The following is a 10,000-nucleotide window of genomic DNA, read 5'->3' as shown; positions in this document are numbered from 1 at the left end:
CCGGCTCACCGGTTTCCAGATAGGCCTCGACCACGTGACGGAATACCTCGCGCGCCCGCGCGTCCAGTTCGGTCAGCGAGGCCGTGCCACTCATCAGGGTCGAGAGCGATGTCTTCATGGCTTAAGGATATAGAAGCCTTTACCCGCTTGTGAAGAGGCTTCGCGAGGGCCGTCGCATTTGCCGCCAAATTGCCACGATTGCAGGGCTCCATCGGGATATCTGAACGGGGAGGCTTTGATGCGTAACATAGTCTGCATGACGGTCGCGATGGGGCTGGTGATGGCGGGTGCGGCGCAGGCCGATGAGGTGGTGACCCTGACCAAGCCACCCGTGTTCAAAACGCGCGCCGACACTGCGGCGACCGAAATCCCCAGCGCTTACAAGCCGAAACCAAAGACCAAAACCCGTGATTTTGAGCCCCTCAGAGGCCCTTGGCGCGTCACCAAATCGCTGAAAAACAAGGGCAAAGAGCCGGTCGATGAGAACGGCAACACCTATGCCTGCGTCGATAAGGACTGCAAGGTGTCGCGCAAGGTCGATGAAAAGCGGGACTAAAAAACGGCTGGTGTGCTGTTTAGTTTTTCATCTTTAGCCGTCGGATTAACAGACCGAGGCCGGTCACAACAAGACCGGGTATTAGCCAGTAGATCGTATTCCAAGCTACTATTTCGAAATCAAACAGACTTCTCCAAAAGCCCGCCAAAACAAGTTGGGCCAATGGTATTGCAATCCCCAACGGGAGTGCGAAAAGCGCAAAGCGCCGGCCACGGAATAAAACCCCCACAAACAGGATTATCCAGCCTGCAAACAGGCTCAGAAAGAACGGCGTATAGTCGGTGTGTACGACGGCGGAATAGACAATATCGTCTGACACGACCCCTCCTTTTTTATCACAATAGCTGAGCGAAGCGACGTGTCAACGACAGGTGCTTTGGTACACGGGACGGCGGGCTTAAGTCGGATTCTTGTGTTATTATTTATGTTTATGGAGCACGCCACAAAAACCTTTGCCCAAGCGAACCTATGCTGATAGGCACGTCCGCATACAATGGAGGTCCCCGCCATGTCGCAATTCGACGCCCTGAATGCCCTGAAAACCTTTCGTCCGTCCAACCGTCAGGCGGATCAGTTACGTAAGGTGACGCTCGAAACGGGTGTGACGCGCTATGCCGAAGGTTCGTGCCTGATCACGATGGGCCATACCAAGGTGCTGGCCACAGCGTCCGTGGAGCAGGGCGTTCCGCCCTTCCTGAAGGGCAAGGGGCAGGGTTGGGTGACGGCGGAATACGGTATGCTGCCGCGTTCGACCCACACCCGTTCGCGTCGCGAAGCTGCGGCGGGCAAGCAGTCGGGCCGCACGCAGGAAATTCAGCGTCTGATCGGGCGCTCTTTACGCGCCGTGGTCGATCTCAAGGCACTGGGTGAGCGTCAGATTACACTGGATTGCGATGTGATCCAGGCCGATGGCGGGACGCGCTGCGCCTCGATCACGGCGGCGTGGGTGGCCCTGTCTCTGGCCTGCGACAAGCTGCTGGAGCAAAAGCTGATTTCCGCCAACCCGATCATTGATCAGGTCGCGGCCGTGTCCTGTGGTGTCTATGAAAACGTACCGGTGCTCGACCTCGACTATGATGAGGATTCGACCGCAGAGACGGACTCGAACTTTGTGCTGACCGGTTCGGGCCACATCGTCGAAATTCAGGCCACCGGCGAAAAGCGTGGTTTCTCACGCGATGAATTCAACACCCTGTTCGATCTGGCCACCCAAGGGGCGGCGGAACTGTTCGCCCTGCAACGCGTAGCGGCGGGCAAGTAAGACCTATTCCTCGTCCTTGATAACCAGCAGATCGCCGGGCGTGCAGTTGAGCGCCCGGCACAGAGATTCCAGCGTGCGCAACCGCACTGCCACGGCCTTCTGATCGCGCAGCAATTCCAGATGCCGCACGGCGATTCCTGTCCGGTCTGACAGTTCGACCAGAGATAAACGCCGCCGCGCCAGTTGCTCACTCAGACAGATCGTCACGCTCATATGGTCAGATTGGCTTCGGCCCTCAGCCGTGCCCCTTCCTTGAACACTTCGGCCAGCACGAAGACGACCAGCACCGAAAACCACGCCGTCACGGCCCGCATCCCATAGACCGGCTCCACCGGCATTTTCAGTATGGCCTCGGCCAGAGCACGCGAGGCATAGGAATAAAGCTCCACCCCGGCCAGTCCGAAGCCGATCCAGCGCAGGCGCAGCGTATTGTCCGGGTGGAAGACATCGCCTTCGGCCAAGGTTCGGAACACCTGTCGTGTCCAGCGCATGATCAGCAGATAGCCTGACAGAGACACCGCAAAGGCCAGCATCAGCACCGCCTGCTGCGTGCCGTTGATCTGCGCCACCATCTTCATGCGCGCCATCACCTCGGCGGCGAGAGTCGGCACCGACAACAAACACAGGGCGGCGATCCCCACGGCCACGATCATGGCGAACAGGCCGTAATAGACGACATCAAGGGCCGTCTTGAGCAGGCTGGAAATCGAACGCGGGCCCAGAAAACGCATGAGCTACCCTATGCCGAGGAATGAAAACGATCTCTGCCACAAAAAACCGTCATCGCCAAATTACGGCTTTTTCATTGCGCGTCGCATAGGCTACACAGTCCGCAAACGGAGACTATTCATGTCGATTGCGCTTGTTGCCGGTCAGAAACTGATTGCCGCTACCCACAATCCGGGCAAGGCGCGCGAAATCGACACCCTGCTCAATGGCCGGTTTGAGATCGTCTCGGCGGGCAGTCTGGGCCTGCCGGAGCCGGACGAGACGGAAAACAGCTTTGTCGGCAATGCCATCCTCAAGGCCCGTCATGCGGCTATGGCGGCGGGCCTGCCGGCTCTGGCCGACGATTCCGGCCTGAGCATCGCGGCGTTAAACGGTGATCCGGGGATCTACAGCGCGCGCTGGGCCGGGCCGCAGAAGGATTTTCCGCGCGCCATGGAAATCATCCACCACAAGATGATTCAGGCCGAGGTGCACAATCCCGACACCTATTCGACGCGGGCGTGGTTTACCTCGGCTCTGGCCGTCGCCTGGCCCCAAGGCCATGCGGTGGTCTTCGAAGGCGTGGTGCACGGCGACATCGTCGCGCCGCGCGGTGACAAGGGGTTCGGTTACGACCCCATCTTTCAGCCGGATGGCTATGAGATCACCTATGCCGAGATGGACGAAGCGCTGAAGGACAGCCTCAGCCACCGCCATCTGGCCTTCGAACAGTTGAAGGCATGGCTGTTCTGAACCCGGCCCCCGTCGCCCTCTATATTCACTGGCCCTATTGTTCGCGCATCTGTCCCTACTGCGATTTTAATGTCACGCGCGATCGCGGTCAGACCGACACGCAGCAGGCCCTGTTTGAGGCCATCCGCGCCGACCTGAGGACGCAGGCGTCATGGCTGGGGCCGCGCCGTCTGGCCTCGGTGTTTTTTGGTGGCGGCACGCCGTCGCTGATGAAGCCGGAGTGGGTGGCGGCTTTGATCGCCGAGGTTAAAACCCTGTTTCCGGTCGAAACGGATATTGAAATCACGCTTGAGGCCAATCCGACCGATGCCGAAATCGCCCGCTATCGCGCCTTTCAGGCGGCGGGTATCAACCGGCTGTCGATCGGGATTCAGTCGCTGGATGACGCGGCGCTGCGCTTTCTCGGGCGCAACCATTCGGCGCGGGAAGCGCTCGCAGGACTAGAGACCGCCCTGTCTGTCTTTGAGCGCGTGTCGCTGGACCTGATCTATGCCCTGCCGGAGCAAAGCCTTGAAAACTGGGAGGCTGAGCTACGGCGGGCCGCCCATCTGGGTGTCGAACATATCTCACCCTATCAACTGACCCTCGAATCCGAGACCGCCTTCGGGCGTGCCGCTAGGCGGGGGCAGTTGCGCATTCCCGACCCGGAACAGGGCGAAGCTTTCTATGATACAACTCAGTCTGTCCTGAGCGAACTGGGCTATGAGGCTTATGAGGTGTCGAACCATGCGCGCGGCGTGGCCGCACGGTCCCAGCACAATATCAACGTATGGGAAGGCGTGGACTATGTGGGGGTGGGACCCGGCTCTCACGGGCGTGTGACTTTTGACAGTTCACGCCATACGACGGTCGCTGAGCCTGATCTCAAAGCCTATATCGCGCGCGTCCGCGAAACCGGCCACAGCGTGACGCCCGAACCCCTATCGCCCGAAGAGGCCAGCGAAGAGGCGCTGATGCTGGGTCTACGTCTGATCGAAGGGGTGCGGCTTGAACGCATTGCCGGGTTGCCGCTGAACAAGCGGGATGAGCTGATTGCCGAGGGTTTCCTGGAATTGACGTCGGAGCGTCTGCGCGCCACGCCGAAGGGCCGGGTGGTACTCGACCGGCTGCTTCTGGAACTTCTGTCATAATTTTTGCCGTTTTGACGCTTAAACAAGCGGTGAAAAGGGGGCTTCCCATGCACAAATGGCGCAGAATTCTGATCGTATTGACGGTTCTGGTGGTGGTCATCGGCGGTCTTGTCTGCTGGGATGTCTATCGCGCGCAGGCCGTGGCCATCGACACCCTGACCTATGCCAGCGCCGGTAAGGTGTCCCGCGTAGAGGCTCTGATCGACGGCACGTCCATCACCAACCGTCTTTATATCGAGATCGCCCCCTATGAGGTGATCTCGGTAGCGGCACCAAAGCCTGCCGAACACAAGGAAGGTTTCCTGAAACGTATGTGGGACAAGGGCGCGTCGCTGTTTGGTGGCAAACCCAAATCGGCCCCTGAACCCGAACCGCAAAAGACCATTGACCTGCATCTGTGCGCCCAGACGGCGGGCGAGCCGCAGGGCTTTGTCACCCTGCTCAAATACCTCAAACCGCAACCGGCCAAGCTCAACTGGAAGCCGGACCCGCGCATCCGCTACGGTAGCTTTGCCGCGCGGCAGTACCGCATCAGCGGCGACGACTATCTGGTCGTGTCACGCAACGGTCTCGACTGGAAGGTCACGGGGCTTGAGCTGAGCGTGGCGCGGCGCAAGGCACTGGCCCGCACCTGCGCGGGTATTATTTAGAGCAATATGTCGAAAAGTGTGAGCGGTTTTCGACAAAAATATCGCGACCAAACAAAAATCCAGAGCGGGATGAGGCTTGTATCACAAATCATCCCGCTCCCGGCTTTTCAAACGGCGGCCCATGCGCCAGATAGGGGCATGAGCGATTTCTTTGCCCCACCGCCCCGTCCTGTCGAAGGCGGGCTCTATGTTATTGCGACGCCGATCGGCAATCTGCGCGACATCACCCTGCGCGCGCTCGACGTGCTGCGCGCCGCCGATGTGGTGCTGTGCGAAGACACGCGGGTGACGGGCAAGCTGCTCTCGGCCTATGACCTCAAGAAAAAGCTGATCCGCTACGACGACCATTCGGGGCCACAAGTTATTCCGGAAATTCTGACGCGCCTGCACGCCGGTGACATCGTAGCCCAGGTGTCGGATGCCGGAACCCCTCTGGTCTCCGATCCGGGCTTCCGGCTGGTCAATATGGCGCTGGAAGCCGGCGCACGGGTGCATCCCATTCCGGGCCCGTCGGCGGTGATGGCGGCTCTGTGTCTGGCCGGACTACCAACGGATCGGTTTATGTTTGCGGGGTTTTTGCCGAACAAGTCGGCAGCCAGGAAGACCTTTCTGTCTGATTTTAAAGCGCTTGAATCGACTGTAGTTTTCTTTGAAACTGGTCCCCGCCTGCATGAGTCTCTGAGTGATATGCGCGCCGTTTTAGGCGAACGCCCGGCGGCCGTGTGCCGTGAGCTGACCAAGCTTTATGAAACCTGCGTGCGCGGCTCACTGGGTGAACTGATCGATTGTCGCGAACTTCAGGAACCGAAGGGCGAGATTGTCGTGCTGATCGGGCCGGGTCAGGCCGAGGCAGCCTCTGCCGACGATCTGGATGCGGCTATTATCGACGCGCTGAAAACTCTGCCGCCGTCCGAAGCGGCGGCTCTCCTGGCGCAGAAGTTCGACCTGCCGCGTAAGGTGATCTACAAGCGGGCGCTGGATTTGAAATGAAACGCCTCAATGCCCACAAGGTAGAACGCGGGCAGAAGGCGCACAAAAGCGGACATCTGAGCGAATATATCGCGCTCGTCCATCTCTTGCTCACCGGGCATCGCATCCTGGGGTTTCGCTTGAAAACACCCGAAGGCGAAATCGACATTCTGGCCCAGCGCGGTCAGCGCCTTGCGGTCATTGAGGTCAAGCAACGCCGCACCGTTATGGAGGCCCTGACAGCGGTCTCGCCCACCCAGAAATACCGTCTATGGCAGGCGGGTCATCAGCTTCAGGCCCGTCGTCCGCAACTGGCCAAACTCAGCCTGCACGTTGATCTCTATGTTGTGACGCCACGCTGTGTGCGCTATGTGCGCGACGCCTTTGCCGACGGAATCTGACCCCCGTCCCCTTGTGCTGACGCTCAGGCTCTATAAATAGATGGCAAGAAACGAGAGTTAGCCCTATGACCCTGCGCGTTGCCGTCCAGATGGACCCGATCGAAACCATCAATATCGCCGGGGATACCACCTTCCTGCTGATGATGGCGGCGCAAGCGCGCGGGCACGAACTGTGGGTCTATGAACCGCAACACCTGTCTCTGGAAGACGGTGAGATTTTCGCCCGCGCGCGTAAGGTGACGCTGCGGCCGGTCAAGGGCGATCACGTTACGGCCGGGGCTTACCAGAAGCTTAATCTGGGCAGCGATGTCGATGTGGTGCTGATGCGTCAGGACCCGCCGTTCGACGTGGCCTATATCACCGCCACCTACCTTCTCGAAATGATCCATCCGAAGACACTGGTCGTCAATGATCCGCGCAGCGTGCGCGATTGTCCGGAAAAACTGTTCGCCCAGCATTTTCAGGGTCTTCAGCCGCCGACCCTGATCAGCGCTGACCCCGAAGCTCTGCGCGATTTTCAGCTGCGCCACGGTGACGTGATCCTGAAACCCCTGCATGGGGCGGCCGGTGGCGGTATCATCAAGCTCAAGGCGGATGATCGTAATCTCGATGCCCTGATCGAACTGCACGCGGCGATTGGTCGTGAGCCTCTGGTGCTGCAAAAATTCATCCCGGCCGTCTCGGCGGGCGACAAGCGCATCATTCTGGTCGATGGCGAAGTGGTCGGGGCCCTCAATCGCGTGCCGCAAAAGGATGCGGTGCGTTCCAACCTGCGCGTCGGCGGCACGGCGGCGCCCACGACGCTGACGCCGCGTGATCTGGAAATCTGCGCGGCGGTGGGTCCGGCCCTGCGTGAACGGGGCCTGATCTTTGTGGGACTTGACGTCATCGGGGATTATCTGACAGAAATCAACGTGACGTCGCCGACGGGCGCGGTGCAACTTAAAGCGTTTGATGGCATAGATGCGGGCGACGCCTTATGGAACGCGGTGGAACGTAAGCTATCCACAGCCAAGGCCTAGAATCTAAAGGAAAATATCCGAGATTTCGTGGTTACGGCAGGTCGCATATTACAGTTTTGTGCATTTATGCCATTTTGTTCGATTTTTGTTCTTGATTTGTCTAAATTCATTCCCTAGGGTGTGGATAAGATTTGCGTAAGGTTAGCGCTTTGGCGTTTCCTTATGCGGTTATCCATCGGAGGGGACTATGCCGGCGCGTGTAACAACCGTGGCGTTTGAGGGGGCGAAGGCGCATCGTGTCGAGGCCGAGGTACAAATCACCTCGGGCAATCTGGCCTTTGTGGTGGTCGGGCTGGGCGACAAGGCGGTGGCCGAAAGCCGTGACCGGGTGCGCGGGGCCTTTGCGGGCATGGGTTTGAGCATTCCCGCGAAGCGCATTGTCGCCAATCTGGCCCCCGCTGACCTGCCCAAGGAAGGCTCGCATTACGATCTGCCTATCGCGCTGGCCCTGATGGTGATGATGGGGGTTATCCCGCAGGATGCGCTGGATGGTTATGTCTGTGCCGGTGAATTGAAGCTGGACGGGCAGATCGGAGCCATGGCCGGGGCCTTGCCCGCCGCCATTGCCGCAGGCTCTTACGGCATGGGGCTGATCTGTCCGGAAGCCAATGGCCGGGAAGCCGCCTGGGCGGGGGATGTACCCATTCTGGCGCCGCGCTCGCTGATTGACCTGATCGCGCATTTCAAGGGACAGGCGGTGCTCAGCGCGCCGCAACCCGGCGAAGTGATATCAAAAGGGGCGCAACCGGACCTGAAGGAGGTCAAGGGGCAGGAGGCCGCCAAACGGGCCCTCGAAATCGCCGCCGTGGGGGGACACAATCTGTTGTTTGTCGGCCCGCCCGGATCGGGCAAGTCGATGATGGCGCAGCGACTACCCGGCATATTGCCGCCGTTGACCGCCACCGAATTGCTGGAAACCTCGCAGATATGGTCGATGGCGGGTTTGCTGGAAAAGGGCAATCTGACGCGCGAGCGTCCGTTTCGTTCGCCCCATCATTCTGCCTCTATGGCCGCACTTACGGGGGGCGGTTTACGCGCCAAGCCGGGGGAGGTGTCTCTGGCGCACAATGGTGTCCTGTTCCTGGATGAACTGCCGGAATATTCGCCACAGGCCCTCGATAGCCTGCGGCAACCGCTGGAAACCGGCGAAGTCGTTGTGGCGCGCGCCAACCACCACATCCGTTACCCGGCACGGGTGCAACTGGTCGCGGCCATGAACCCCTGCCGCTGCGGCTATGGGGGTGTGGGAAAGGGGGCTTGTGGCAAAGCCCCGAAGTGTCAGCGTGACTATCAGGGCCGTGTGTCCGGGCCGATGATGGATCGCATCGACCTGCAAATCGATGTGCCCCCGGTAACGGCCGCCGACATGGCCCTGCCGCCACCGGCTGAAGGTTCGGCGGAGGTCGCTGCCCGTGTACAGGCCGCGCGTCATATCCAGACCGAACGGGCGCGCCGCCTGGGCCTGCCGCCGGAAGCGGCTGTCAATGCCACGGCGTCGGGTTCGGCGCTGGAGGCCATTGCACCGCTGGACGAAGCGGCGCGTACCCTGCTGGTGCAGGCGGCGCAGCGGGCCAACCTGTCGGCACGGGCTTGGACACGCTGTGTGCGACTGGCGCGCACCATTGCCGACATAGAAAGTGCTTTGAGTGGTGAGGACACACCCCTGTTGCGTCGGCATGTGGCGGAAGCGCTGATCTATCGACGGGCGACATCCGAACCGCAGACGACCGCCGTTTTATCGGGAAAAATACCGACCGCTTGAGCCGACGTTAAGGATTTGCCGCTAGGCTGCAACGGACTTCAAAACGAAGTACGGAGACACACGCCCCCCATGTCCAGACGCCAGACGTCCCTTGCGCCGGATCAGACAGACAGCCGTCTGATGACCGAAGCCGAAGCCCGCGAGGCGGCGCAGAAGCTCAAGGCGCGCGAGGATTTCTTCAAGCTGATGAGCCATGAAATCCGCACACCGCTCAATGGCGTGCTGGGGATGCTGTCGCTGCTCAATCGTACGTCGCTGACCGCTGAACAGCAGTCCTATCTTCGGACTGCGCGCGAATCTGGCGAACACCTGCTGACTCTGGTCAACGATCTGCTCGACTATGCGCGTATCGAAGCTGGGCATATCCATCTGGAAAGCCATCTGGTCGAACTCGAACCTCTGCTGCAAAGCGTGGCTGAGCTTCTCTCGCCGCGCGCCTATGCGGGGGGTATTGAAATCGCCTGGAGCCTCGATCCCCGTCTTGAGGCCATTGAAATTGATGAAGGACGGTTGCGTCAGATTCTGTTCAATCTGGCGGGCAATGCGCTCAAATTCACCCAGACCGGCGGCGTTCTGATGGATGTGACGCTGACGGAGGCCGGGGCGGTGCGGTTCGGCGTGCGCGACACAGGGGCCGGTATTCCCGAAGAGGCGAGGGCGCGCATTTTCGAGGCCTTCGGGCAGGTCGATCCGTCGCACGCCGGGGCGCAGTACGGCGGGGCGGGATTGGGGCTGGTCGTCGTCAAAAAACTGATCGAGGCCATGAACGCGGAACTCGACCTTCAGTC

General features: G+C 60.2%; 13 protein-coding genes and 1 pseudogene. 10 read left to right on the top strand and 4 right to left on the bottom strand.

Annotated features, from left to right (window positions below; genetic code table 11):
• Nucleotides 1-118 (bottom strand): annotated as a pseudogene (hrcA, locus tag LDL37_RS02240) (heat-inducible transcriptional repressor HrcA); the annotation flags it as partial.
• 120 nt (nucleotides 119-238) lie between these two features.
• Here hrcA and LDL37_RS02235 point away from each other — a divergent pair.
• Nucleotides 239-556 (top strand): hypothetical protein, encoded by a 318-nt coding sequence (locus LDL37_RS02235; RefSeq protein ID WP_290793691.1) that lies wholly within the window; start codon nucleotides 239-241, stop codon nucleotides 554-556.
• 19 nt (nucleotides 557-575) lie between these two features.
• Here LDL37_RS02235 and LDL37_RS02230 read toward each other — a convergent pair whose 3' ends face one another.
• Nucleotides 576-875 carry a hypothetical protein gene (locus LDL37_RS02230; protein ID WP_290793688.1) on the bottom strand — a complete coding sequence of 100 codons (300 nt, stop codon included), beginning with the start codon at nucleotides 873-875 and terminating at the stop codon, nucleotides 576-578.
• 189 nt (nucleotides 876-1,064) lie between these two features.
• Here LDL37_RS02230 and rph point away from each other — a divergent pair, with 189 nt between their 5' ends.
• The gene (gene rph, locus LDL37_RS02225) at nucleotides 1,065-1,817 is read left to right on the top strand and encodes a ribonuclease PH (RefSeq protein WP_290793685.1); all 753 of its coding nucleotides are present in this window, start codon (nucleotides 1,065-1,067) and stop codon (nucleotides 1,815-1,817) included.
• Between the two features lie 3 nt (nucleotides 1,818-1,820).
• Here the strand turns inward: rph and LDL37_RS02220 are convergent, their stop codons facing one another.
• Complete coding sequence (locus tag LDL37_RS02220) at nucleotides 1,821-2,030, bottom strand: helix-turn-helix domain-containing protein (protein ID WP_013477587.1); 210 nt, start codon at nucleotides 2,028-2,030, stop codon at nucleotides 1,821-1,823.
• Nucleotides 2,027-2,548, bottom strand: coding sequence for a DUF2975 domain-containing protein (locus LDL37_RS02215; RefSeq protein ID WP_290793682.1), 522 nt, complete (start codon nucleotides 2,546-2,548; stop codon nucleotides 2,027-2,029). The genes LDL37_RS02220 and LDL37_RS02215 overlap by 4 nt, the downstream gene beginning before the upstream one ends.
• Nucleotides 2,549-2,666: 118 nt before the next feature.
• Between LDL37_RS02215 and LDL37_RS02210 the strand changes: the two genes are divergently transcribed.
• The 8 genes from LDL37_RS02210 to LDL37_RS02175 all read left to right on the top strand — a co-directional run.
• Nucleotides 2,667-3,278, top strand: a complete 612-nt coding sequence (locus LDL37_RS02210) for a non-canonical purine NTP pyrophosphatase (protein ID WP_290793680.1) — start codon at nucleotides 2,667-2,669, stop codon at nucleotides 3,276-3,278.
• Entirely contained in the window at nucleotides 3,266-4,408 is a 1,143-nt protein-coding gene (hemW, locus tag LDL37_RS02205) for a radical SAM family heme chaperone HemW (RefSeq protein ID WP_290793677.1), read from the top strand. The genes LDL37_RS02210 and hemW overlap by 13 nt, the downstream gene beginning before the upstream one ends.
• A gap of 47 nt (nucleotides 4,409-4,455) precedes the next feature.
• A complete protein-coding gene (locus tag LDL37_RS02200) occupies nucleotides 4,456-5,058 on the top strand; it encodes a hypothetical protein (RefSeq protein WP_290793674.1) in 603 nt (200 codons plus the stop codon).
• A 138-nt stretch (nucleotides 5,059-5,196) separates the two neighbouring features.
• Complete coding sequence (rsmI, locus tag LDL37_RS02195) at nucleotides 5,197-6,048, top strand: 16S rRNA (cytidine(1402)-2'-O)-methyltransferase (RefSeq protein WP_290793671.1); 852 nt, start codon at nucleotides 5,197-5,199, stop codon at nucleotides 6,046-6,048.
• Nucleotides 6,045-6,428, top strand: coding sequence for a YraN family protein (locus LDL37_RS02190; RefSeq protein ID WP_290793668.1), 384 nt, complete (start codon nucleotides 6,045-6,047; stop codon nucleotides 6,426-6,428). Before rsmI ends, LDL37_RS02190 begins: the two co-directional genes overlap by 4 nt.
• A gap of 65 nt (nucleotides 6,429-6,493) precedes the next feature.
• Nucleotides 6,494-7,450, top strand: a complete 957-nt coding sequence (gene gshB, locus LDL37_RS02185; RefSeq protein ID WP_290793665.1) for a glutathione synthase — start codon at nucleotides 6,494-6,496, stop codon at nucleotides 7,448-7,450.
• A 187-nt stretch (nucleotides 7,451-7,637) separates the two neighbouring features.
• Nucleotides 7,638-9,212, top strand: a complete 1,575-nt coding sequence (locus LDL37_RS02180) for a YifB family Mg chelatase-like AAA ATPase (protein ID WP_290793662.1) — start codon at nucleotides 7,638-7,640, stop codon at nucleotides 9,210-9,212.
• 69 nt (nucleotides 9,213-9,281) lie between these two features.
• A partial coding sequence (locus tag LDL37_RS02175; protein ID WP_290793659.1) for a histidine kinase dimerization/phospho-acceptor domain-containing protein occupies nucleotides 9,282-10,000 on the top strand: 719 nt, incomplete at its 3' end.

Origin of the sequence: Asticcacaulis sp. (genome assembly GCF_020217185.1) — a bacterium.
In the GTDB taxonomy this organism is placed as follows: domain Bacteria; phylum Pseudomonadota; class Alphaproteobacteria; order Caulobacterales; family Caulobacteraceae; genus Asticcacaulis.
Note: the sequence above shows the minus strand (reverse complement) of the source record. Positions and strands in the feature narration are given on the sequence as shown.